The organism is Pseudocitrobacter faecalis (assembly GCF_965231525.1).
GTDB classification, from domain to species: domain Bacteria; phylum Pseudomonadota; class Gammaproteobacteria; order Enterobacterales; family Enterobacteriaceae; genus Pseudocitrobacter; species Pseudocitrobacter faecalis.
Genome location: NZ_CBDDNJ010000002.1, coordinates 950,847 through 973,200 on the forward strand (window position 1 = coordinate 950,847; position 22,354 = coordinate 973,200).

The 22,354-nt window shown below is 53.9% G+C and carries 22 protein-coding genes; 9 read left to right on the forward strand and 13 right to left on the reverse strand.

Features of this window, described 5'->3' with window-relative positions:
• The first annotated feature begins 1 nt into the window (after window position 1).
• Window positions 2–2,497: a phosphoenolpyruvate--protein phosphotransferase gene (gene ptsP / locus ACOXYR_RS05130; RefSeq protein ID WP_421355450.1), complete on the forward strand. Its 2,496-nt coding sequence runs from the start codon at window positions 2–4 to the stop codon at window positions 2,495–2,497.
• Window positions 2,498–2,499: 2 nt separating this feature from the next.
• Here ptsP and ACOXYR_RS05135 read toward each other — a convergent pair whose 3' ends face one another.
• Genes ACOXYR_RS05135 through ACOXYR_RS05145 form a run of 3 tightly spaced genes read right to left on the reverse strand, consistent with a single transcriptional unit; the run spans window position 2,500 to window position 5,811 of the window.
• Window positions 2,500–3,354: an AraC family transcriptional regulator gene (locus ACOXYR_RS05135; RefSeq protein ID WP_421355451.1), complete on the reverse strand. Its 855-nt coding sequence runs from the start codon at window positions 3,352–3,354 to the stop codon at window positions 2,500–2,502.
• Window positions 3,355–3,363: 9 nt separating this feature from the next.
• Window positions 3,364–4,101: a LytR/AlgR family response regulator transcription factor gene (locus tag ACOXYR_RS05140; RefSeq protein WP_421355452.1), complete on the reverse strand. Its 738-nt coding sequence runs from the start codon at window positions 4,099–4,101 to the stop codon at window positions 3,364–3,366.
• 9 nt (window positions 4,102–4,110) lie between these two features.
• Entirely contained in the window at window positions 4,111–5,811 is a 1,701-nt protein-coding gene (locus ACOXYR_RS05145; RefSeq protein WP_108473488.1) for a sensor histidine kinase, read from the reverse strand.
• Between the two features lie 386 nt (window positions 5,812–6,197).
• Here ACOXYR_RS05145 and alaC point away from each other — a divergent pair, with 386 nt between their 5' ends.
• Window positions 6,198–7,436: an alanine transaminase gene (alaC, locus tag ACOXYR_RS05150; RefSeq protein WP_108473489.1), complete on the forward strand. Its 1,239-nt coding sequence runs from the start codon at window positions 6,198–6,200 to the stop codon at window positions 7,434–7,436.
• A gap of 48 nt (window positions 7,437–7,484) precedes the next feature.
• Here alaC and ypdK read toward each other — a convergent pair whose 3' ends face one another.
• The 5 genes from ypdK to ACOXYR_RS05175 all read right to left on the reverse strand — a co-directional run bounded on the left by ypdK (window position 7,485) and on the right by ACOXYR_RS05175 (window position 11,107).
• Window positions 7,485–7,556 (reverse strand): membrane protein YpdK, encoded by a 72-nt coding sequence (gene ypdK / locus ACOXYR_RS05155; RefSeq protein ID WP_108473772.1) that lies wholly within the window; start codon window positions 7,554–7,556, stop codon window positions 7,485–7,487.
• A 347-nt stretch (window positions 7,557–7,903) separates the two neighbouring features.
• Window positions 7,904–9,067: a beta-aspartyl-peptidase gene (gene iadA / locus ACOXYR_RS05160; RefSeq protein WP_421355453.1), complete on the reverse strand. Its 1,164-nt coding sequence runs from the start codon at window positions 9,065–9,067 to the stop codon at window positions 7,904–7,906.
• Between the two features lie 12 nt (window positions 9,068–9,079).
• On the reverse strand, window positions 9,080–9,541 hold the full coding sequence (locus ACOXYR_RS05165) for a YjiG family protein (protein WP_189622727.1): 462 nt from the start codon (window positions 9,539–9,541) through the stop codon (window positions 9,080–9,082).
• A complete protein-coding gene (locus ACOXYR_RS05170) occupies window positions 9,522–10,199 on the reverse strand; it encodes a nucleoside recognition domain-containing protein (protein ID WP_421355454.1) in 678 nt (225 codons plus the stop codon). Before ACOXYR_RS05170 ends, ACOXYR_RS05165 begins: the two co-directional genes overlap by 20 nt.
• 164 nt (window positions 10,200–10,363) lie before the next feature.
• On the reverse strand, window positions 10,364–11,107 hold the full coding sequence (locus tag ACOXYR_RS05175; RefSeq protein ID WP_421355455.1) for an SDR family NAD(P)-dependent oxidoreductase: 744 nt from the start codon (window positions 11,105–11,107) through the stop codon (window positions 10,364–10,366).
• Window positions 11,108–11,425: 318 nt separating this feature from the next.
• Between ACOXYR_RS05175 and ACOXYR_RS05180 the strand changes: the two genes are divergently transcribed.
• The 4 genes from ACOXYR_RS05180 (at window position 11,426) to ACOXYR_RS05195 (ending at window position 15,799) form a co-directional block, all read left to right on the forward strand.
• Complete coding sequence (locus ACOXYR_RS05180) at window positions 11,426–12,442, forward strand: alpha/beta fold hydrolase (RefSeq protein ID WP_421355456.1); 1,017 nt, start codon at window positions 11,426–11,428, stop codon at window positions 12,440–12,442.
• A gap of 10 nt (window positions 12,443–12,452) precedes the next feature.
• Window positions 12,453–13,184, forward strand: a complete 732-nt coding sequence (locus ACOXYR_RS05185) for a response regulator (protein ID WP_421355457.1) — start codon at window positions 12,453–12,455, stop codon at window positions 13,182–13,184.
• The gene (locus ACOXYR_RS05190) at window positions 13,181–14,521 is read left to right on the forward strand and encodes an ATP-binding protein (protein ID WP_421355458.1); all 1,341 of its coding nucleotides are present in this window, start codon (window positions 13,181–13,183) and stop codon (window positions 14,519–14,521) included. The genes ACOXYR_RS05185 and ACOXYR_RS05190 overlap by 4 nt, the downstream gene beginning before the upstream one ends.
• A gap of 99 nt (window positions 14,522–14,620) precedes the next feature.
• Window positions 14,621–15,799: a cytochrome c biogenesis protein DipZ gene (locus tag ACOXYR_RS05195; protein ID WP_421355459.1), complete on the forward strand. Its 1,179-nt coding sequence runs from the start codon at window positions 14,621–14,623 to the stop codon at window positions 15,797–15,799.
• 129 nt (window positions 15,800–15,928) lie between these two features.
• Here ACOXYR_RS05195 and ACOXYR_RS05200 read toward each other — a convergent pair whose 3' ends face one another.
• The 5 genes from ACOXYR_RS05200 to hpaX form a co-directional block, all read right to left on the reverse strand.
• Complete coding sequence (locus ACOXYR_RS05200; protein ID WP_113857955.1) at window positions 15,929–16,270, reverse strand: hypothetical protein; 342 nt, start codon at window positions 16,268–16,270, stop codon at window positions 15,929–15,931.
• 174 nt (window positions 16,271–16,444) lie between these two features.
• Window positions 16,445–16,717 (reverse strand): GNAT family N-acetyltransferase, encoded by a 273-nt coding sequence (locus ACOXYR_RS05205; protein ID WP_108473499.1) that lies wholly within the window; start codon window positions 16,715–16,717, stop codon window positions 16,445–16,447.
• 17 nt (window positions 16,718–16,734) lie between these two features.
• Window positions 16,735–16,965: a 4Fe-4S mono-cluster protein YjdI gene (yjdI, locus tag ACOXYR_RS05210; protein ID WP_108473500.1), complete on the reverse strand. Its 231-nt coding sequence runs from the start codon at window positions 16,963–16,965 to the stop codon at window positions 16,735–16,737.
• 162 nt (window positions 16,966–17,127) lie between these two features.
• Window positions 17,128–17,373, reverse strand: coding sequence for a histidine kinase (locus ACOXYR_RS05215; protein ID WP_350436580.1), 246 nt, complete (start codon window positions 17,371–17,373; stop codon window positions 17,128–17,130).
• Window positions 17,374–17,522: 149 nt separating this feature from the next.
• A complete protein-coding gene (gene hpaX, locus ACOXYR_RS05220) occupies window positions 17,523–18,896 on the reverse strand; it encodes a 4-hydroxyphenylacetate permease (protein WP_421355460.1) in 1,374 nt (457 codons plus the stop codon).
• A gap of 297 nt (window positions 18,897–19,193) precedes the next feature.
• Between hpaX and ACOXYR_RS05225 the strand changes: the two genes are divergently transcribed.
• From ACOXYR_RS05225 to ACOXYR_RS05235, 3 genes are all read left to right on the forward strand, one after another.
• The gene (locus ACOXYR_RS05225) at window positions 19,194–19,667 is read left to right on the forward strand and encodes a MarR family winged helix-turn-helix transcriptional regulator (protein WP_108473503.1); all 474 of its coding nucleotides are present in this window, start codon (window positions 19,194–19,196) and stop codon (window positions 19,665–19,667) included.
• Between the two features lie 332 nt (window positions 19,668–19,999).
• Window positions 20,000–21,121 carry an amidase gene (locus ACOXYR_RS05230; protein WP_421355461.1) on the forward strand — a complete coding sequence of 374 codons (1,122 nt, stop codon included), beginning with the start codon at window positions 20,000–20,002 and terminating at the stop codon, window positions 21,119–21,121.
• 104 nt (window positions 21,122–21,225) lie between these two features.
• Window positions 21,226–22,353, forward strand: coding sequence for an acyl-CoA dehydrogenase family protein (locus ACOXYR_RS05235; protein WP_421355462.1), 1,128 nt, complete (start codon window positions 21,226–21,228; stop codon window positions 22,351–22,353).
• The last annotated feature ends 1 nt before the right edge of the window (window position 22,354 follow it).

Genomic DNA, 22,354 nt, shown 5'->3' on the forward strand with positions numbered 1-22,354 from the left:
TATGTTAACCATCCATTTTCTTTGCCCATTGCCAAACGGATTGCATGCACGGCCCGCCTGGGAACTGAAAGAGCAGTGCGCAAAGTGGCACAGTGAAATTACACTCATCAACCATCGCCTGAATAACCGTGCGGATGCAAAAAGCTCTCTGGCTCTAATCAGTACGTGCACGTTATTTAATGACAGTTGCAGCCTCGAAATTATCGGCCGCGATGAAGAGCAGGCCAGGCGGGCGCTGGAACACTGGATAGTCAATCACTTCATTGACAGCGATAGCATAGAGCCGAGCGCAGCTGAATTGATTGCGCATCCTTTACCCCGTTCTCTGGTTTATCTGAATCCCGATGTGCTTTACGGCACTGCACTGGCAAATGGCATCGGAGAGGGCATCCTGACCGTCTGGCAGAGCGACAACCTCGATGCATACCGGGCAATTCCAGCCAGCGCTGAAGACGGTACGCGTCTTGAACACAGCCTGGCAACCCTTGCCGAGCGGTTGAATCTACAGCTCCGCGAGCGTGACGGAGAGAGTAAAACGATCCTCAGCGCGCATCTTTCATTAATTCTGGATGATGAATTCGCGGGTAACATCCGTCGCTTATGCCATGAGCAGGCGCTAGGGTTGGGGGCGGCAATCGTTCGTAATATGGAAGAAGTTTGTGAAAAGCTTTCTTCCTCCAGCAGTGATTATCTGCGTGAAAGAGTGAGCGATATTCGTGATATCAGCGAACAGCTTTTACACATTGCCTGGCCTGAGCGGCAGCCGCAAAATCGTCTTCAGCTTGTTGAGCCAACCATTCTGGTGGCGGAAGACTTAACCCCCAGCCAGTTTTTAAGCCTGGAACTGCGCCATCTCAAAGGTATGGTGCTGGAAAAAACCGGCAGGACATCGCACACGTTAATCCTGGCGCGCGCTTCGGCTATTCCTGTCTTGAGCGGTCTTCCAACCGGTGGGTTACTACGGCATGTCGGGCATCCCGCTATTCTGGATGCGCAGTGTGGTGTTCTGGCAATCGATCCGACGTCGTCGGTGAAGGGGTACTATGCTGTCGCCCGCAAACTTGAAGAAAAACGTCAGTATCGTCAGTCATTGGATGCCGCGCTGCCCGCGGTCAGCGCGGATGGTTATGCAATGGATATCGCCGCAAATATTGGTAGCGCGCTGGAGGCCCCGGGCGCGTTTGCGAATGGTGCGCAGGGCGTTGGGCTATTCCGTACTGAAATGCTCTATCTGGACAGGGATAGTGCACCCGATGAGCAAGAGCAGTTTGAAGCCTATCAACAGGTGTTAATCGCCGCCGGTGATAAACCTGTTATTTTTCGCACCATGGATATTGGCGGCGATAAGCAGATCCGCTACCTCAATATTCCGCAGGAAGAAAACCCTTTCCTGGGTTATCGCGCGGTACGTATATATCCTGAATTTACAGCGCTTTTCCATACTCAGTTACGCGCAATCTTGCGTGCTGCAGCTCATGGGCAGGCGAGGTTGATGATTCCAATGGTGCATAGCCTTGACCAAATATTATGGGTGAAAAATGCGCTTCGGCAGGTACAGGCTGAATTGAAAGCGGAGGGTTTACGCCATGCTCAGTCGCTTCCGTTGGGCATAATGGTAGAGGTTCCTTCTGTCTGTTACATCATCGATCACTTTTGTGAAGAGGTCGATTTCTTCAGCATTGGCTCAAACGACATGACGCAGTATCTCTATGCCGTCGATCGTAACAATCCGCGTGTTTCTCCGCTCTATAACCCGATAACGCCTTCTTTTTTAAGGATGTTACAGCAAATTGTCAGCGTTGCGCATCGTCACGGAAAATGGATAGGGATATGCGGTGAGCTTGGCGGGGAGCTGCGTTATTTTCCGCTGCTCCTGGGGTTGGGACTTGATGAGCTCAGTATGAGCGGCCCACGAATTCCGGCCATCAAGAGCGCATTGCGTAAATTGAATCGCGCAGAGTGCTGCGAACTGGCAAGCCAGGCCTGCGAATGTCGCAGCAGTGAGGAAATTGAAGGGCTGCTTGATGCGTTCTCTCCACCCGACGAGGTTAAGCCTCTGCTGGCGCTGGAAAACATTTGCTTTAATGAGGCGTTAACCAGCAAAGAACAGGTCATTCAGTATCTGTGCGGAAATTTAGCTGTCAACGGCCGCACTGAGCATGCGCTGGAACTTGAGGAAGATATCTGGCAGCGCGAAGATATTGTCACTACCGCGGTGGGATTTGGTGTCGCAATTCCACATACTAAATCGCAATGGATTCGCCACTCCAGCATTAGCATTGCGCGGCTACCCCGCCCGATAGACTGGCGTTCGGAAATGGGGGACGTTGAACTGGTTATTATGCTGACGCTTGGCGCTGACGAAGGGATTAATCATGTCAAAGTTTTCTCCCAACTGGCGAGAAAACTGGTTAACAAAGCGTTTCGTGAGCGGCTTTTTTCTGCCGATGATGCAGAGAGTTTAATTGCGTTATTAACGTCAGAAATCGCGTTCTGAATCTACTGAAAACGGGCGCGATATTCACCCGGCGTCAGACCAAACTGACGCCGGAACAGGCGGCAAAAATAGTCGCTGTCCGGATACCCACAGCGACCCGCCACATCGCCTATCGACAAGTTGTACTTCTGCAAGATGATCCGCGCTTTCGCCATCCGTACCCATCGCACGTAATCGACAAATCCCATTGTTCCGTGTTGAGCAAAAAGCTTTGAAAGATGATTTGGCGTGATGTTGAAAAATTCAGCCACGCTCTCCCGCGTGAGCGGTTGGGCAAAGTTATCCTGAATCCAGTTACAGACACTCTGGTATAAAAATTCCGTTCGTGGCTGCTGTTTACGCGGATCTGACGTAACAACCTTTCGGCAAAGGTGCAGCAGACTTAAGGTAAGTGGCTGTATGATGGGCTGATCCTGCGGCGTGCGGCTAAGATGGGTAAGGGCGGTCAACATGGCTTCCGCTTCACCGCGTTGTGGGTGGGGAAGCTCAAGCTGTCGGGTTGGGCGAAAAAAAGGTGTTGTTCGATTATCGTAAAACGACAGGCCAAGCCAGGCGGGGGAAAACACGAGACTTAACAGAATCACTGGCCCCTTGCTAGCGGGAAGGTTTGCTGCGCGGGCGGGAATAAACAGCATCTCTCCTTGCGTCAGATGCTGTTGTTTGGGCTCAAGGGCATTGCTGTACTCGCCGCGCAAAACGATATCAAGACGCGGGATATCGATACATAAGCTTCCCGGAGGCAGCTTTTTTGCGCTACCCGCAAACCACACCCGTCCAAGCCGCTGTGGATTTAACACCACCCCACTTAGCAGGTCGGCAAAAAATTGCTGGTCAGCGGGTAAGCGGGGGGCGGCCATGCAAGCTCCTTACAAATGCATCAACTGACGAAACTCTTTCACCTTACTGCGGCTGACGGGCACCTGAAAATCCAGGTCGCGCAGGCGCAGGATATAGGTGTTATTAAACCACGGCTCAATCTCGCGGATCTTATCCAGATTCACACAATACGAACGATGGCAGCGGAAGAAGTGGGTGGCCGGAAGCTTGCTGCAAAACTCCGTGATGTTCATGGGCATCACATACGATTCACGTTTGGTGTACACGAAGGTCATTTTCTCGTGCGCTTCGGCGTAGTAAATATCGTTGATACTGGTGACGATAATGCGCTCATCTTTGATCAGATTGATGGTGTCATTTTCGCGCGCAGTCGTCCCCGGTATCGCTGTACTGCCGCCCGCCTGCTGTTGCCAGGCGCTTTGCAGTTTCTGCAACATGCTGATAATCCGCGATTCCTGGTAGGGTTTAAGAATGTAATCAAACGCCTCCAGTTCGAATGCTTCTACCGCATGTTCTTTCCATGCAGTGATAAACACGATAAACGGTTTTTGGGCAAACTGGCTGATGCTTTGCGCCAGCAGCACGCCATCCAGCGAAGGAATATTGATATCAAGGAAGATGGCGTCCACTTTGTTGTGTTGCAAAAAACGCAGCACGTCAAGGCCGTCGTCAAACGTACCGACTATTTCCATCTGGCTGTGTTCTTTAATAAGCCAGGTCAGTTCCTGTTGCGCCAGAATTTCGTCTTCAACAATGATGACTTTCATTTTCTCTCCCTATAACGGCAGCAGAGTGGCGGGAGCTGTTACCGGCGTGCGCGCGTTAGGAATATAAAACGCGATTTCCGTGCCGGGTTCCAGACGGCGGATATGCAGCCCCTCGCCATACAACAATTTTACCCGGTGATGAACGTTCAGCAGGCCAATTTTATTGCCCGGCATTTCATTGGCTTCAACGCGGGCGATGACCTGTGGGTCAATACCGTGCCCAGTGTCGCGCACGCTGATGCGCACGCGGTTGCCGCTTTCAGTAATACTAATGGTCACCACGCCTTTACCCTTACAGGGCTGGATGCCGTGAACGATGGCATTTTCGACCAATGGTTGAATCAGCAGGCTTGGGATCACGCAGTTCACTTCATCATCAATGTCATAGATAACCGTCAGCTTATCGCCAAATCGTGCCTGCTCGATGGCAATATAATCTTTGATTTGGTACAGCTCTTTGCGGATATCAATCTGCTCATCATCTTTCAATTCAATGTTATAGCGCAGATAGCGAGAGAGATTAAAAATCAACTGGCGCGCGGTGTCCGGATTCAGGCGAATGGAGGACGAAATCGCGTTTAGCGCATTAAACAAAAAATGGGGATTAATCTTGCTTTGCAGGGCGCGAAGCTCTGCCTTATTTGCCATTTCCCGCAGTTGCTCGGCGCGCGACACTTCCAGTTGCGTCGAGATAATCTGCGACAGGCCAACCGCCATCTCCTGCAAGGATGACGTGATCTGGTGTGCGTGGCAGTAGTAGATTTTCAGCGTTCCGGTTACCACGCCTTTCTCCCACAAGGGAATCACCAGCATCGAGTGGATTTCCGGGGTACGATAAGCCTCATCATTGTTTTTAATAATGATTTTTCCACTGCTTATCGCTTCGAATGTGGTTGGGCTAATTATATCGTCCTGATCGCGATAGTTATTTTCCCCTACGCCAACATACGCCAGTACGTGGTCAGTATTGGTGATCGCCACCGCATCGGCGTGGATATCGTTGCGAATGATGTCACACACCTGACGCAGGGATTCGCTATTCACATGACGGAACAGCGGCAGCGTTTTGTTGGCGATATCAAGCGCCAGCTTGGCCTGTCGCGCGGCGCTGGCCTCTTTTTCCCCCTCGACGCTCTGCACCAGCAGTACGATAAAACCGATACAGACGCTACCAAGAATCATCGGAATACCGATTTTAGAAACGATATCGATACCGAGGGCGGTGGTTGGTGCCCAGATGATCACCAGTATCATGGTCAGGGTTTCACACAGCATCCCGGCCAGAATACCGATGCGCCAGTGTTGCGCTTTAGGGATTTTGACGTTAATCCAGCCGGAAAGTAGCCCGGCAATGATACTGGTGATGAAACAGGGCACGGCAGTAACGCCACCAATATCAATCAGATAGCGGTGCACTCCGGCAATCAACCCGACGATTGCCCCAACCCACGGGCCAAACAAAATGCCGCCGGACATCACCGCGATAATACGCACATTCACCAGCGATCCCTCCACCGGTACGCCCGACCAGGTGCTGAACAGGGCGAAGAGCGAGAAGATCGCGCTGACGGCAAGCAGTTCTTTTGGGGTGTGGGCCGTTTTGTGTAGCAGTTCGCGGAAGAGGCGGATGCGGATCAGGAAAAACAGGCAGATCAGCATCAGCGCTGCGCGGTCGAACACCGCCAGCAGCATGTTGAAAATTTCGTGCATGGGAACGCCGGGTTTATCAGGAAAGTCTTATGATAAGAAACCCCGCGCCAGATGACCAGTTGTCTGGATAGGAGGATGAAAATTCATAATCCACAAAAATAAAAGGGGATTAAACGATGATCGGCTAATCAACGGGGAAAAGGGGATGCTTAAGATTTTCTCATGAGAACAACAGGATAAAATTAAGTTAATTAAATGTTGTCAAAAAATGCAGTTATGAACGCTGGTGGATTCTTCGTTTTTTAAGCTTCCCCTTTTGGCAGTAAAAACTATTTTTTGCCTTACCCCTCGACAGACGGTTTTTTTTCAGGCTATTTTCTAAACACGCCACTGTCGTGGCAGCGTCGCTCGGACGGTCCGGGCGCTAACGTGAATCTGAGGAACCTATGGCTGAATTCAGTCCTGAACGCCGTTTTACGCGTATCGATCGCTTGCCCCCGTATGTTTTTAACATCACCGCTGAACTGAAAATGGCTGCGCGTCGGCGCGGCGAAGATATTATCGATTTCAGTATGGGTAACCCGGACGGTGCGACCCCGCCGCATATTGTCGAAAAACTCTGTACCGTCGCCCAGCGTCCGGATACACACGGTTACTCAACCTCGCGCGGGATCCCGCGTCTGCGTCGCGCCATTTCGCGCTGGTATCAGGAGCGCTACGATGTAGAGATCGACCCCGAAAGCGAAGCGATCGTCACCATCGGTTCGAAAGAGGGGCTGGCGCACCTGATGTTAGCCACGCTCGACCATGGCGACACGGTGCTGGTGCCCAATCCCAGTTATCCGATTCACATTTACGGTGCGGTGATTGCCGGCGCGCAGGTGCGCTCGGTGCCGCTGGTGGAAGGCGTCGACTTCTTCAACGAGCTGGAACGCGCCATTCGTGAAAGCTATCCAAAGCCGAAAATGATGATTCTGGGCTTCCCGTCGAACCCGACAGCCCAGTGCGTTGAGCTGGAATTCTTCGAAAAAGTGGTCGCGCTGGCGAAACGCTATGACGTGCTGGTGGTGCACGACCTCGCTTACGCCGATATCGTCTACGATGGCTGGAAAGCACCGTCGATCATGCAGGTGCCCGGTGCGCGCGATGTGGCGGTTGAGTTCTTCACCCTATCGAAAAGTTACAACATGGCCGGATGGCGCATCGGCTTTATGGTCGGTAACAAAACGCTGGTTAACGCGCTGGCCAGGATTAAAAGCTATCATGACTACGGTACGTTTACGCCACTTCAGGTTGCGGCCATTGCGGCACTGGAAGGCGATCAGCAGTGTGTGCGCGACATTGCCGCGCAGTATAAACGTCGCCGTGACGTGCTGGTGAAAGGGTTGCATGAGGCGGGCTGGATGGTTGAATGCCCGAAAGCGTCAATGTACGTATGGGCGAAAATCCCTGAACCGTATGCTGCAATGGGCTCGCTGGAGTTTGCTAAAAAGCTGCTGCAGGACGCGAAAGTGTGCGTTTCGCCAGGCATTGGTTTCGGTGATTACGGCGATACCCACGTGCGCTTCGCACTGATTGAAAACCGTGACCGTATTCGTCAGGCGGTGAGGGGTATTAAAGCCATGTTCCGCGCCGATGGCCTGCTGCCTTCCGGTACGAAGCACGCGGCGGAAAACGCCGAATAATAAAACGCAAACAGGAGCCAAAAGGCTCCTGTTTTTTTACATTCTTAATTAGATCATCAGGGCAAATGTACCGGCCCAAACGATGACCATAAACGACACACCCATAAATAAATATTTCACGACTCATCTCTCCGCGTACTTCACGTTTATACGCTCTAACGAAAACATGTCCTGTTGTGACATTGTGAGCTGACGCACATTGGCATCACCTCAGAATTTGGTGCATCACTGCTCCAGATGGCGCTAATGTACGCTTAATTTTAGGGGGTGACAAGTGAGATTTTTTTATTAATTTTTAGTTACTTACAACTGTCGTGAATCGACGACACATTAATTTCTCACGGTAATATTTTGCCTTTCAGCGACGCGCTTTTTTTGGAAAGCATTCTAAGTAAACCACATTGATTTAATGGTTAATTTTGCCTAAAACGCAGGCGGGAGAACGTGCTTCTCCCGCCCGTAAGGCATTACTCAAAAGTTCCTTTCACACAGGCATAGCCGTTCCGCACCAGCATTCTCCCTTTCGCCCAGACCTCATCAATATGTAAGCCCGCCGTCATAATAATAAAATCGGCATCGCAGCCTTCAGCCAGGCGCCCTTTATGCGCGAAACCGAGGAATTCGGCGACGGTTTGCGTGAACGGGCGCAGGGCCTGTTCCAGCGGAAGTTGATGGTGTTGAACCAACTGTTGAAGCGTCCCCAGCAACGACTCGAATCCGGCGACACCGATTCCGGTCAGCTTGCCTTCGGCGTTAAACACTGGCTGGCTGCCGTTACCGTCGGAACTCACCGTCATACGCTCAAGCGGCACGCCGTCGCGTAGAGCGCTGGCGATAGCGCTTGCCGCATCAATGGGCGTCTCAATGCTGCTGGTGATATCGATAAATCCGCCCCGGATGGCAAACGCTTTTGCCTCGGTAAATAGCGGCTCAGCGCGGTTAACATGGGTAGGCAGCAGCTTGTTTATCGGCACATCAGCGTGTTGCAGGATGGCTTCCAGTGGTGCAATCCCGCGCGGGCTGTTACCCATATGAAATACGCTAACGCCTGCTTTTTCACCCAGTAAACCACCGACGCGCGCGAGCGCCGCCATATTGGCGAGCTGCTCATTGCCCGGCGCGGAGGAGCGGTGATCGGAGATCGCGCATTTCACGCCAATCACTTTATCGATGAGTGCCACATCGCGATCCACGCTGCCGGTGATGGTTGGCGAGGGCAGGGAGTATGCACCCGTCAGCATCCACGCGCTAATACCTTCATTCTCCAGCGCCCGGGTTTTCGCCAGTAGCGATTCCGGATGACGGCTAATGCCATCGGTACCCAGCAGCCCGACAACGGAGGTAATACCCGCTTCTACCAGCTTCGACAGCCGCACTTCCGGCGTACGTGTATGCGGCCCGGCTTCGCCACCACCGCCAATCAGGTGCACGTGCTGGTCAATAAAACCGGGGCAGACAATGGCCTGTTGCAGATGAATGACTTCGCAGCCAGGCAGCCCGCTGGCGTCGATTTCCGGGGCGATGGCGACAATTTTTCCTGCGGCAATCAGAAAATCCTGTACGCCGCGATCGTCCGGTGCATAGAGATGCGCTTGCTTAAACAGACGCAGACCGGGTAGGGTGATTTCCATATAAAACCTCTCCTATACAAGCAATTGCATTACCCAAAGGGAAAGCAGGGCGTTGATGACGCAAATGGTGATGATGTGCGGATAATATTTCGGGTTAACCCCCGCCGTGCCCAGGCAGCGCCCGGTATTTTGTACCGGGTTACCCATCAGATATATCGCGGGAAGCAACACCGTCGCATCATGGCCGTTTAGCGCGCCTGAAACCACAAGGCTTGCGCAGACGCCGATTCCGCCCCCCATACTCATCACCGAGGCCAGCAGCACGGCCGCCGCTTCTCCGGGCAATCCCCACAGCCCCATCACCGGTTCGAAAACCTTGCCTACTATATCCAGCAATCCCGTGACCTTCAGTGCCTGAATGATCACAAATGCCATCACCACGTTGGGCAGCAGGCTGGTGGTGGCGATGGTGAAACCGCGGCGGGCCCCCTCGACAAACAGATCCATCACATTCTTACGGGCGTGCGTGCTCATCCACGGCCTCCTTGCGTTGACGGCTTTCGATTTGCGCGATCCATAACCGTAACAGGTTTGCGCCAACAAACTTAAATACCAGAATCACCGCCAGCGGGGTGATCACCGGCACCGTTATTACCGTAAATAGCGCCGCGCCAGAGGAAAAATAGTTAGTAATAATGGCGCTGCCGCTGGTCTGAAAGGTGGCGAATATCGCGCGTTCCTGGTCGCTAATAGCGCCTTCCTCCGCCAGTTCTTTCGTCATCCCCGCCGCGGCATCGGTATTTTGCAGGTTGGCAATCAACGCCAGCGAGCAAATGCCCGGTATGCCAAGAAGAGGCCTGAGGATAGGCGTCATGAGCTGCTGCGCGGCGCGTAAGCCACCCAGCCCTTCGGTAACAGAAATAATACCAAGCGACAAAATTACCGAAGGTGCCAGTTCAAGGGCAAAGAGAAAACCATCCTTCGCCCCCGTACCGCCTGTTCCGCGAAACGACACGACGCTTTCTCCGGCGCTGTTAACCGCGCCAAACGTGCCGTTCAGCACGGTAAAGTCAAATACTCGCCACCATTCGGTGGATTTCGCAAAAAAGCCTGAAAAGAAAATGACGGTCATAAAAAAGGCGAGGTAACCCACCCAACTGACCTTCTCCTGTATCGGGGATGTTTTTTCCATACTTCCCTCCGGTTGACGTTATCCCTGAAACGCAAACTCCAAAGTAGATGAAGCGCAGCGGGAAACGAACCCTACGGGAAATTTTTCAGAATTCATAAAGGCAAGTGAGAGGGACGATGATTTTATCGGCCCTCTCTGATTTAGCTAGGCCGTTGTGCTGAGGGCTACGCCGTTAACCCCCCATCCACCGCCATACACGCGCCGTTCACGTACGACGATTCCGGCCCGGCAAGCCAGGCGACAAGGTTGGCGATTTCATGGGGTTCGCCAAAACGTTTCATCGGATTGGCGTTGATTAAGTACTCAGCATGCTCCCCGTCGAGTGGGTTCATATCCGTTGCGACCGGCCCCGGCTGAACATCATTCACCGTAATTTTGCGCTCGCTCAGATCCCACGCCAGCCCACGCACCATGCGGGCGACGGCGGCTTTAGTTACGCCGTACACCGTGGAGCCAGGCCCCCGGCCTGCGCTGCTGACGATGCTGCCGATGGTGATAATCCGCCCGGCGGGCTGAAAATGGGGGAGCGCCGCTTTAACTGCGACAAACGGCCCACGCACGTTAACGTTGTAGCTAAGGTCGAAATCCTCCAGCGAAAAACTCTCGATATCACCCATCCGCAAAACGCCCGCGTTATAGACCAGAATCTCCAGCCCGCCCAATGCCTGGGCCGCCTGATTTACGGCTTCTGTAAGCTGCGCGGCATCGCCGCTGTCGGCCTGAAAAGCCTGCACCGCTTTCCCCTGCTGTCGGTAATTATCTACCTGCTGCTGCACGCGCTCGCCGGATGAGACCCAGGTGAAGGCGACGCTCGCCCCTTCATCGCTAAGCCTGCGAACAATCGCTTCGCCAATACCGCGCGAGCCGCCGATAACCAGAGCCTTTTTTCCTGCCAGTGATTGAGTCATTGCGCGACACCTTTTGTGAGAGGTTAAAAAATGACCATCTTGCAGGCTTAATCTCCTCCTCAACGCCCCTGAGCGTCAAGACTGATTTTTGCTCACTGTGTATCACACTGTATCTGGCACGTACGGTGATACAGAGGCAGGCAAAAAGGGGGGAGTGGCGGAATACCTTCGACACATGCGGCTGTTTTAATAGTCAGGCGATGAGGCGAAGAGAAATAGTCCCTGCTGGTTAGAATTTACTCACTATAATTCCTTCGCTCACTATCGTTTTTGCTTTTTTATCGACCTCTCGTCCATGCCCATGTGCAGGAGTAAAAAATGAATATGTCGGCCCTCCCGGTTCAATGTTTAAAAAACAAAACGGTAAAATCTGCTTTTCTGCTCGCGATGTTGCTGACGCCTGTGCTTCCGGCGCTGGCGGCTGAGAATTACGCCAGTGAATTTAATAATATCCATCAGGTTAACGCGGGCGATCTGAATATCGGCTATGTCGATATTGGCCCGCGTGACGGGCAACCGGTGATACTGCTGCACGGCTGGCCCTACGATATTCATAGCTATGCGGAGGTGGCTCCGGCTCTTGCCAGCAAAGGTTTCAGGGTGATCGTTCCGCATTTGCGCGGCTACGGCACAACGCGTTTTATCTCTGAGACTGCACCGCGTAACGGTCAGCCGTCGGCGATGGCGGCGGATATTGTGGCACTGATGGATGCGCTGAAGATCAGACAGGCGGATCTTGCCGGGTTTGACTGGGGGGCGCGCACGGCGGATATCGTCGCTGCACTGTGGCCGGAGCGGGTGAAATCACTGGTGTCGGTGAGCGGTTATCTCATCAGCAGCCAGAAAATTGGTGAGCAACCGTTGCCGCCACAGGCAGAGCTGCTTTGGTGGTATCAATTTTACTTTGCCACCCCGCGTGGCGAAGCGGGCTATGCCAAAAATACCCATGATTTCGCGAAACTCATCTGGCAACAGGCATCACCGGGCTGGAAGTTTAGCGATAAAACCTTTGCCACCAGCGCCGCCTCGCTGGATAACCCGGATCACGTTGCGGTGACCATCAGCAACTACCGCTGGCGGTTAGGGCTCGAAAAGGGCGAAGCGAAGTACGATAAATACGAGCAAAAACTGGCGACGCTGCCGGCTATCACCGTGCCAACCATCACCCTTGAAGGCGGAAACAACGGTGCACCACATCCGGCCCCTAAAACCTATGCCGCCCGCTTTACCGGCAAATATGAGCACCGTACTTTTGGCGCGAATGTCGGGCATAATCCGCCGCAGGAAGACCCGGTGGCGTTTACCCAGGCGGTGGTTGACGCCGATAAACTGTAACGGGGCCGCGATGGAACATATCGACACGGTGCTGGTAGTCGATGACGATCGTGATATTCGCGAGCTGGTCGTCGACTATCTGAATAATGCGGGCTATCGCGCGACGGGGGCCGCTAACGGGAAGGAGATGCGGGCGTATCTGGCACACCACCAGGTGGATCTGGTGGTGCTCGATATCATGATGCCGGGCGATGACGGATTGACGTTGTGCCGTGAACTGCGCAGCGATCGCCAGCAAAATCTGCCTGTACTGATGCTGACTGCCCGCAGCGACGACGCGGATCGGATCCTTGGTCTCGAAATGGGTGCGGATGATTATCTGGTGAAACCGTTCGTTGCCCGCGAACTGCTGGCGCGGATTAAAGCGATTTTGCGTCGCTATCGCGCCTTACCGCCGAATTTGCAAATCACCGATGCCGGGCGGCTGATTGCGTTTGGCCGCTGGCAACTGGATACTGCCGCTCGCCATTTGATTGATGATGACGGCCTGGTTGTCGCGCTCAGCGGGGCAGAGTATCGCCTGCTGCGAGTTTTTCTCGACCACCCGCAGCGGGTTCTGAACCGCGACCAGTTGTTAAGCCTTACTCAGGGCCGTGATGCGGAGTTGTTTGAACGCTCCATCGACTTGCTGGTTAGCCGCCTGCGCCAACGGCTGAGCGATGACGCGCGCGAGCCTGCTTACATCAAAACCGTGCGCAGCGAAGGCTATGTGCTGGCGATGCCGGTGGAGATCCGTCAGTGAGGTTGTGGCCGAAAACGCTGCTCTATCGGCTGGTGTTGCTGGTGCTGGCCGGGCTGTTACTGGCGAACGGCCTGACGCTGTCACTGTTGCTTTACGAGCGAATGAGCAGCGCGCGCACGGTCATGCTCGATAACCTGGGTTATGACGTGGCGACCAGCGTGGCGATTCTTGACCGTCTTCCGGCGAACGAGCGCGCCGCGTGGCTTGCGCGGCTTGCGCGGGGTAATTATCACTATCAAACCGATGCGGGTGAACCGGGCCCCGTCCCTGACAGCTGGCGCTCGCGCCCGATAGTGGCGTCACTTCAGGAGGCGCTCGGCACACAATACGCGTTGACGATGAGCACGATCCCCGGCCCGCGCGAACATATTCAGGCACATCTGCGATTAAGCGATGGTTCCCCGCTGACAATAGATCTGCGCCCGCAGTTGCCCGCGCTGGCGCGCTGGCTGCCCGTGGTACTGGTCATCCAGCCTCTGCTGCTATTGCTCTGCGCCTGGCTGGCGGTACGCCAGGTGGTTCGCCCGCTTGCACGATTTACCGACGCGGTGGAAACCTTAGAACCCGCCGCGACGCAACCGCGAATCATGAATGACCAGGGGCCGCTGGAAGTGGCGCAGGCGGCCCGCGCGTTTAATGCGATGCAGGCGCGTATCCAGCGTTATCTGAAGGAGCGCACGCAAATCCTCGCCGCAATTTCCCACGACCTGCAAACGCCCATCACGCGGATGAAACTGCGCGTGGAGATGAGCGAGGAGCCGATGCTGCGCGATAAGCTCATGCAGGATCTTGAGAGTATGACGCGGCTGGTGCGCGAGGGTATAGCTTATGCCCGAAGCGCTGAACCCTTGCTGGAGCCGACGCATCGGCTCGAGCTCAATGCCTTCCTCGACACCCTCGTTTGCGACTATACGGACACCGGCCAGGCGGTCACCTTCTTGCCCGCCCCAACGATTTTACCGCTGGAGACCCGGCCGCAGGCGCTACGGCGCATCATGACCAATCTGCTTGATAATGCGCTGAAGTACGGCAGTGAAGCGCAGGTTCATCTGCTTTTGCACGATGCGCAGTGGCTGGAAATTCAGGTGCGGGATAACGGCCCCGGTATTGATGAGGCCGAGCAGGATGCGGTGCTGCAACCTTTCTACCGTATCGAAAACTCGCGCAATCGCCACACCGGCGGTACCGGGCTGGGGCTGGCGATTGCAGATCAACTGGCGGCGCAACTTCACGGGCAATTACGTTTACATAACCATCCTGAAGGCGGTCTGGTGGTTACCCTGCGTTTGCCGCGCGCTTTGTATCCTTCTGTATCCCCTTCGTCACACGACAAGTAACGAGACAAAACGGCATTTTGCCGACACACCACGCACACATCGACGCGGTTAAATCTTCTCACCGCCTGATACCCAGGCAACCTAAAGGTGAGGTGAGATATGGCTATTATCATTGCGTTTATCGGCGGCATGCTGACGTTGTTAAGTCCCTGTACGCTGCCTGTTATTCCATTTTTATTTGCCAGCGTGAAGGGGCAGAAACGGCATCTGGCGGCAATGTTAACCGGGATGGTGCTGATGTTTACTCTGGTGTCATCGCTGGTGACCGTGGCCAGTGCCTGGGTGGCACAGGTCGCCACCGTCGGGCGCTGGATAGCGTTGCTGTTTATGAGCGCGGTGGCACTGTCGCTGATATTCCCGCGCGTGGCGCAGTGGCTGGCGAAGCCGGTGGTGCGGCTGGGCAATCAGGTGAATGATCAAAGCAACCATCATCGCGGGCTCCTTGCCGCGCTGCTGGCCGGGTTTGCCACCGGGCTTTTGTGGGCACCCTGCGCCGGGCCGGTGCTGGGAGCAATTCTCAGCCTGAGTTTGCTTCAGGGGAGTAGCGTTTCCGGCAGTGTTTTACTGGCAGCGTACGGTAGCGGTTGCGCGGCGATGCTGGCCCTGCTGTGGTTTGGTGGTAAACGTGTGATGCACGGGCTGCGGGCAAAAACGGCGGTGGTGGCACGTCTGCGTCAGGGCGCGGGTGTCGCAATGCTGGCGTCAGTGGCGCTGATTGCAACCTGTACTACCAGCGTGCTTCAAGGGGCCAGTGCGTTTTCACAACAGCTGGAACAGCGTCTGGTGGGCTTGCTGCCTGAACAACCTGTGCGTTTACAGCCGGTAGTTGACACCACACCCAGCAGTCAGCTCCCCCCACTGACGGGCGGAACGACGTGGATCAATAGTGCGCCGCTTTCAGCCGATTCGCTGAAAGGGAAGGTGGTACTGGTAGATTTTTGGACTTTTGACTGCATCAACTGTCAGCACACATTGCCCCATGTTCGTGAATGGTCGCAGAAATACCCTGGCCTCACGGTCATCGGGGTGCACACGCCTGAATATCCCCACGAGAAACCCGTTGATGCGGTCACGTCAGCGGTGAAAAAATGGCAACTTAGCTACCCGGTGGTGATGGATAACAACTACCGAATCTGGAATACGTTCGGCAACCAATATTGGCCTGCGCACTACCTGTTTGATGCGCGCGGGCAGCTACGGTATACCTTCTTTGGCGAGGGGAATTATGACGAGCAGGAAGCGGCGATTAAAACGTTATTGCAGGAGAGCCATGCCTGATGCGCTGCGCTTATCAGGCCTACCCGCACCCAGCCCGTAGGCCGGATAAGGCGCAGCCGCATCCGGCGGTTTCGCTGAAAATAGTGGCGAAACGGCGGAAACATCCGCTGCCGTTTCGTCGCTTTTCTCTTAATTAAAGGCCACTTTGATCGGCTGTTCAGAGAGTTTTTGGCAGGCTTTCAGTGTATGACTCCTGGCGAAATAGAACATGAACTTATCGCTCTTTGGATGATGCATTAAGGTATCGCCGTTACTGAATTTGAAATATTCCGTACCATTATGTACCTCATGCCCTGAGCCGACATAATAATGCCCTTTCCACAACTCAGAGATATGTCCAAAGGCATGCAACGTGATTTCAATCAGACCGCGTGAGGGGCATTTCAGTTTCAGTACCGTTGAGTTGAAATTAAGCGCGAGGGCAGGGGAAGAAAGCGTCACCAGCGCAGCGATAAAAAACAATTTTTTCATAGGATAGTGTAGGACTTTTCTTATACGGGACGGGCTTTTTACCGTAACGGAAAGTTTACGAAATTGATATTGGTCAACTAAAACAGGGTTTTGATTTTACTACGGGGAGTTTTTCTTTTTTTTGCGATCTGTATCGGGGGCAAAGAAGAACAGCGCTCCGCAGAGCGCTGAGAATCAGGCGCGAATATCGGCGTATTCCGGGGTGGTATCGAATTCGTGTTTAGCGAAGGGGCAAAGCGGAATAATTTTGCGATTCTCGTTACGCATTTTTTCCACCACTTTTGCCACCAGTTTCTTGCCGACGCCCTGGCCTTTCAGGCTGGGGTCTACATCGGTGTGCTCAATAATGCTCAGATGCTCGCCTGTGGGAACAAAAACCACTTCGGCCAGTAGGTTACCTTCAGCATCGTTAACGTAAAAACGGTTGTTACCTTCCAGAATTTCCATTTGTCTCTCGCTATGGGTTATTTGGTACGGTATTTCAGCGCGCCGCTTGGGCAGGTATCAATGACCTGCTGCACCACGGTGCTCTCTACATTATCGGGCATAATCCACGGTTTGCGCTTCAAATTGAAGAGCTTGCTGTTGCCACGCACGCAGTTGCCCGAGTGCTGGCACAGGGCTGTGTTGAAATAGACGTCGATTTTTTCACCGGTGTATACCCGGTATCCGGCGTCGAGAAGTTCTTTATCCATGACATTGCCTCAATTCAAATAAGAGTACTGGCTGTGCTAATCATAGCCTGTCATGGCATAGGGAGGGAAAGGAATTACTGATTAATACGCAAGGAGTTGCTAACAAATATTGCAGCGCGAGGGTGGCTTTCTAAGAATTATTCTCAACTCTATCAGAATGTCCTAGCTCAGCTTTAACGCAGCCCATGCTTCGCTGGAAAAGCAGACAGACGAGAGAATCACGATAGTGCGATCCTTATTGTTATTAATGTAGTAAGTCGCATTAAGTGTTGGCGTGAGAACATCGCCCTTGTTAATGCTGAAGGCAGATTTGATTTTAGTAATGGTTTTAATTTTGCCGCACTGGGTGATGACTGAAAAAATATCGTTTTTTTCAGTTTTTAAGATATCAACAACCAGCCATTCCATGCATATATCCCCAGATAACCAATGTGTTTGTATACTAGCACAGCCTAATAGGGCTGGAGCCTAAACACAGGGTAAATGAGTGATGGATCGGTGAAACTGCCGGATGCAGCTCGCGCCTTATCCGGCATGCGGGGCATATCACGCGTGCTTTACAGCGCCAGACTCTTCTTCTGCGCCATTTTTTTCATCGGAATGAAGGCAATCACTACAGCGCCGAGCACGAGGAAGGCGGCGACCATATAAATTCCGGCGTTGAAGCTACCGGTGATATCTTTCATCCAGCCCATCAGCAGCGGCCCCAGCGCCGCGCCGGTCATCCCGGTAGCGTTAATCACCGCAATTCCCAGGGCGCGCGCCTGAACCGAGATGGATTGATCCGGCGTGGTCCAGAAAATCACCATTGCGGCAAATGCCCCGGCGGATGCCATTACGATACCGCTGAATTGCAGCATTGGATTGCTGCTGGTGGCGGTGAGTATCCAGCCCGCGGCGGCAAAAAGATAGGGCAGCAACGTGTGGATTTTCCGCTCATTAAAACGATCGGAACGCTTACTCCACCACACCATGCCAATAATGGTACACACTTGCGGAATGGCGCTGAGTAACCCAATGGTGATGTTATTACTCTCCTGATTAAAACTACGCAGAATAAGCGGCGTCCAGACGCTTAATGCGCTCAGGGTATTGGTCAGGCAAAAATACGCCAGGGTGTAGAGCATAATGACCGGCGTAAATAACTCGCGCAGCATACTGCGCTGCGACATCATTCCGGTGCTGATACCCTGCTGCGATTGTTGAATTGCCCGTTTATCCGCTTCCAGCATTTCATTCAGACAGGCTTTATCATCGTCGGTTAGCCATTTGGCTTTCGCCGGAGAGTCATCGAGCCAGAACCAGACCACCAGGCCTAATAATACGGACGGGAAACCTTCCAGCAAAAATAACCATTGCCAGCCCTTCAGGTTTAATAAACCATCCATATTCAAAATGTAGCCTGACGCCAGCGAACCCAATGCCATGGTTACCGGCATCGCTATCATAAACAAGGCGTTAGCGCGGGCGCGATACTGCGACGGGAACCAGTAAGTTAAATAGAGCAGCAGCCCTGGCAGGAAGCCTGCTTCGGCGATCCCAACCAGCATGCGTAGGACATACAGGCTATTTGGCCCGGTCGCGAACATGGTCGCGGTTGAGGCAATTCCCCATACCACCATCAGCACCGCAATCCAGCGTCGGGCGCCGACAATCCCTAACATAATATTGCTGGGGATCCCGCAAATTACATACATCACATAAAATAAGGTAGTGGCCAGGCCAAACATGGTGCTGGTTAAGCCTAAATCTTTGCCCATCGTTAAACCGGCAAAATCAATATTAATACGATCGAGGTAAGAGAAAACAAATAAAATAAATAAGAAAACAATTAATCGGCGGAATAACTTTTTTATCACTGCTTGTTGTCGCGGGTCCAGTGTATCCTGCGTATCGGTAGGTGGCGATAATACGCTCGAAGAATCATTCATGTCGGGCTCCACATTGCAATGTAATATTATTTTGTTAGCAGGCGAATATTTAACATGCTCAGAATGTTTTATTGACAGAGGCCATCTGAACACGTGCGCTAACGTATAGGTAACAGCCTGATAAAGTGTCAATGGGAACCGTAAAAAATGAGACGAAATTGTTAGCTGTGTGGCGTTTTTTGAATCATAAGGTGGGTTTTAGAACATTCATGGCAGAGCGAATGCGCGATGATGCTATAGCGTGAACTTATAACCCGGTATACTCAGCGTATCGACGTCTTTTGACTAAGGAAGCTCATGAGTTCAATCAAAAAAACAGCGGATGTGAAGAGCGCGGATGCGGCTTTTCATCGTGAAGAGTTCCCGTTCTACTGGATTGTTAACGTCTATGCGCGCTACACCCAGGTGATGGAAGTGACGTTGAAAAAGGTGCAGCTCGACGTTTCGCGCTTTCGGGTGATGATGATTACCCATCAGTACGGCAAGGCCAGCATCTCGCAAATTTCGGAATATGCGATGGCGAAAATGCCGACCGTCACCAAAATCGTTGGCCGTCTGCGTGACGATGGGATGGTGACCACCGCCAGCAGCGAGCAGGATGCCCGGGTGACGGAGGTGATGCTCACGCCTGCCGGAAAGGCCAAAATTGAAGAAGCGCACCGCCTGGCACAGAAAGTTTTCGAAAAAGGGTTTAAGGGAATGACACCCGCGCAGGTAGAAAAAATGAATTTGTCGCTGTCGAAAGTCCTGAGTAACCTCAACGAACTGTAGCCTCGAAGAGCGATCGTTAAGATTTGTGATCGCGCTAAAATTTTCTTATAACTCACTGTAAATACTATCGTTAATTCTTATCTGTCGCCCTGAGTTTTCACGGCGACGTTGACGCGTTTCCTCCCTTTTTCTGCGACAATTCATCAACATAACGCAGTAGCCATGGTGAATGAATGATTATATTTGCGTTATCGCATTGTGAAAATAACGTGAAATATTACTTGAATATTCACATAAATCTCTCATGATTGATTTATCGCCATTCAGGGTAAAAAAGCAGCGATGACTGTCCGCCTGAATGTGATTCACTTTTTCTGGTCAAGGTGTTAATCATGAAGCCAGTTTTTGAGAGCAATGGTTACGTTGAGCAATTCACGCTCGGCGCAGGCGAGCTGCGGTTCGCCGTCAAAGATACGCTGGATATTGCCGGTCACCCGACCCGCGCCGGTTGCCCGGCGCTGGCCGATGCGCCGAAAGCGAAACAGCATGCTCGCATCGTCAAGGTGCTGCTTGACAGCGGTTGCCAGTTGACGGGCAAAACCACCCTCCACGAACTGGCGTTTGGTGTCACCGGGATCAACCCGTGGAGCGGTACGCCGGTAAATGCCAACTATCCTGCACTGATCCCCGGCGGATCATCGAGCGGCTCCGCGGCCGTGGTCGCCAGTGGCGATGTGGATTTTGCCCTCGGCACAGATACCGGTGGTTCTGTGCGTATGCCCGCAGCCTGTTGCGGTGTGCTGGGGCTCAAACCGGGCTACGGTGTACTCAGCCGTCAGGGCGTGTTGCCTGCCTACAGCTCTCTTGATTGCGTTGGCATTTTTGCCCGCGAGCCGCACATTCTGCGCGACGTGCTGGCGCGCCTCGCGTTACCGGTTGACGCGCCGCTGGATTCTCTACCCTCAATGGGCTTTATCTTTGCGGCTCAGCCGGAGATTGACGCGCTGCTGGTGGATGCGCTGGAAGCGTTGGGCATCGCCGCAAACAGCGTGACGTTACCGCTGCTGGGCGAAGCACATCGTGCCGGGCTGACCATCATCAACCGCGAAAACTGGCTGGCGTTTAACGCGCTGCTGGCGAGCCACGCGGTCTCCCCGGATGTTGCCAGCCGAATTCAGGCCGGAGAATCTATCACCAGTGAACAGCTCGCCCGCGCGGAAAACGTGCGCGCGCAGTTCACCGCTCAGGTGAATGCCCTGCTGGAAGACATACCGTTACTGGCGCTGGCGACCCTACCAGAACTGCCGCCAACGCTGGAAGAGGCGGAAGATCCGCTTAGCGTGGTGAATCTGACGCGGCTGGTGCGCCCCTTCAACCTCAGCGGTCATCCAGCGCTCTCGCTGCCGATGGGCGAACTTCAGGGCCGACCTGTCGCGCTGCAACTGGTGGCAGGCTTTGGTGAGGAAGGGGTTCTCGTCCAGGCCGCCGAGTGGCTGATGCGCCGCCGCCTCTGACGCTCACCGCGTCCTGAAACCGTTGAATCGACCACTCAATGCCTTTCGGCGTTGCGGCATCGTGCACCTTTTTGCCGCCCGCCCACGTTAATCGGGAGTCAGCTATGTCCGTCGTACATGTCCGTGAAGAGCTTGTTCCGTTATTGACTGAAGTGACCGCGCGCAGCGCCGATTTTGAGCGCCAGCGCCATGTTTCAGACGACATCATCAGCCGCTTTAAACAGGTGGGCGTCTACCGTGCGCTGGTGCCGAAAATCTACGGCGGTGATGAGTGTTCTCCGGCACAGTTTTGCGAACTGATTGAGCAAATTGCCACCGCAGATGGCTCGGCAGGCTGGGTTGCGAGCTTCGGCATGAGCCCGTTTTATCTCGGCGCGCTGCCGCCGGATACCCTGAAAGCACTCTACCGCGATGGCCCTGATGTGGTGTTTGCCGGGGGTATCTACCCGACCCACAAAGCGCAACTCGCCGACGGTGGATACCGCGTAAGCGGGCGCTGGTGCTTTGCCAGCGGCAGTATGGGCGCTTCGGTGTTTGGTGTCGGTATTCAGCCGGAAGGGGAGAACACGCTGCCGCGCATGGCGGTGCTGCCGCGCGAAAGCATTCATATCGACCCGGTGTGGGATACGGTCGGGCTGGCGGGAACCGGCAGCCATGATTTGCTGGTGGATGACGCCTATGTGCCGCAGGAGTGGACCTTTATTCGCGGCGGGGCGCTGAATCTGGAAGGCCCGCTGTATCGCTATCCGGTGCTGTCGCTCGCCACGCAGGTGCTGTCCGTTGTGGCGCTGGGGGTGGCCCGCGCGGCGCTGAATGAAATCTATCAGATTGCCCATCGTCAGCAGTCCGTTACCGGTGCGCCGCGCCTGGCCGACCGACCGCAGGCGCAGATGCAAATCGCCCGTTGTGAAGCGGAACTGCGCTCGGCGCGCGCCTGGTTTTACGAGGCCATTGATGATGTCTGGCAGCGTCTGCTGGTGGGCAACGAACCGAGCCAGCAGCAGGTCAACGCCCTGCGTCTTTCCTCTACGCACGTCACCCGGGTGGCGGCAGAGGTTGCCCGTCAGGCGCTGGCGCTCAACGGCATGGGCGGCGTCACCATGACCAGCCCGCTCCAGCGTTATGTGCGCGACACGATGGTGATTACTCAACATGCCTTTATGGGCGACCTCTCGTACCTGAACGCCGGTACGGTCTTTTTCGGCGGCAAACCGCTGCCGGGTTATCTCTGAA

Bases quoted from the DNA above. Each gene is read 5' to 3' on its own strand.
- ACOXYR_RS05135 (WP_421355451.1), bottom strand. From the start codon at position 3,354: ATGGCCGCCCCCCGCTTACCCGCTGACCAGCAATTTTTTGCCGACCTG.
- ACOXYR_RS05175 (WP_421355455.1), bottom strand. From the start codon at position 11,107: ATGACTCAATCACTGGCAGGAAAAAAGGCTCTGGTTATCGGCGGCTCG.
- yjdI (WP_108473500.1), bottom strand. From the start codon at position 16,965: ATGGATAAAGAACTTCTCGACGCCGGATACCGGGTATACACCGGTGAA.
- ACOXYR_RS05205 (WP_108473499.1), bottom strand. From the start codon at position 16,717: ATGGAAATTCTGGAAGGTAACAACCGTTTTTACGTTAACGATGCTGAA.
- ptsP (WP_421355450.1), top strand. From the start codon at position 2: ATGTTAACCATCCATTTTCTTTGCCCATTGCCAAACGGATTGCATGCA.
- ACOXYR_RS05165 (WP_189622727.1), bottom strand. From the start codon at position 9,541: ATGAGCACGCACGCCCGTAAGAATGTGATGGATCTGTTTGTCGAGGGG.
- iadA (WP_421355453.1), bottom strand. From the start codon at position 9,067: ATGGAAATCACCCTACCCGGTCTGCGTCTGTTTAAGCAAGCGCATCTC.
- alaC (WP_108473489.1), top strand. From the start codon at position 6,198: ATGGCTGAATTCAGTCCTGAACGCCGTTTTACGCGTATCGATCGCTTG.
- ACOXYR_RS05140 (WP_421355452.1), bottom strand. From the start codon at position 4,101: ATGAAAGTCATCATTGTTGAAGACGAAATTCTGGCGCAACAGGAACTG.
- ACOXYR_RS05180 (WP_421355456.1), top strand. From the start codon at position 11,426: ATGAATATGTCGGCCCTCCCGGTTCAATGTTTAAAAAACAAAACGGTA.
- ACOXYR_RS05200 (WP_113857955.1), bottom strand. From the start codon at position 16,270: ATGAAAAAATTGTTTTTTATCGCTGCGCTGGTGACGCTTTCTTCCCCT.
- ACOXYR_RS05170 (WP_421355454.1), bottom strand. From the start codon at position 10,199: ATGGAAAAAACATCCCCGATACAGGAGAAGGTCAGTTGGGTGGGTTAC.
- ACOXYR_RS05145 (WP_108473488.1), bottom strand. From the start codon at position 5,811: ATGCACGAAATTTTCAACATGCTGCTGGCGGTGTTCGACCGCGCAGCG.
- ACOXYR_RS05225 (WP_108473503.1), top strand. From the start codon at position 19,194: ATGAGTTCAATCAAAAAAACAGCGGATGTGAAGAGCGCGGATGCGGCT.
- ACOXYR_RS05235 (WP_421355462.1), top strand. From the start codon at position 21,226: ATGTCCGTCGTACATGTCCGTGAAGAGCTTGTTCCGTTATTGACTGAA.
- ACOXYR_RS05230 (WP_421355461.1), top strand. From the start codon at position 20,000: ATGAAGCCAGTTTTTGAGAGCAATGGTTACGTTGAGCAATTCACGCTC.
- ACOXYR_RS05215 (WP_350436580.1), bottom strand. From the start codon at position 17,373: ATGGAATGGCTGGTTGTTGATATCTTAAAAACTGAAAAAAACGATATT.
- ACOXYR_RS05195 (WP_421355459.1), top strand. From the start codon at position 14,621: ATGGCTATTATCATTGCGTTTATCGGCGGCATGCTGACGTTGTTAAGT.
- ACOXYR_RS05185 (WP_421355457.1), top strand. From the start codon at position 12,453: ATGGAACATATCGACACGGTGCTGGTAGTCGATGACGATCGTGATATT.
- hpaX (WP_421355460.1), bottom strand. From the start codon at position 18,896: ATGAATGATTCTTCGAGCGTATTATCGCCACCTACCGATACGCAGGAT.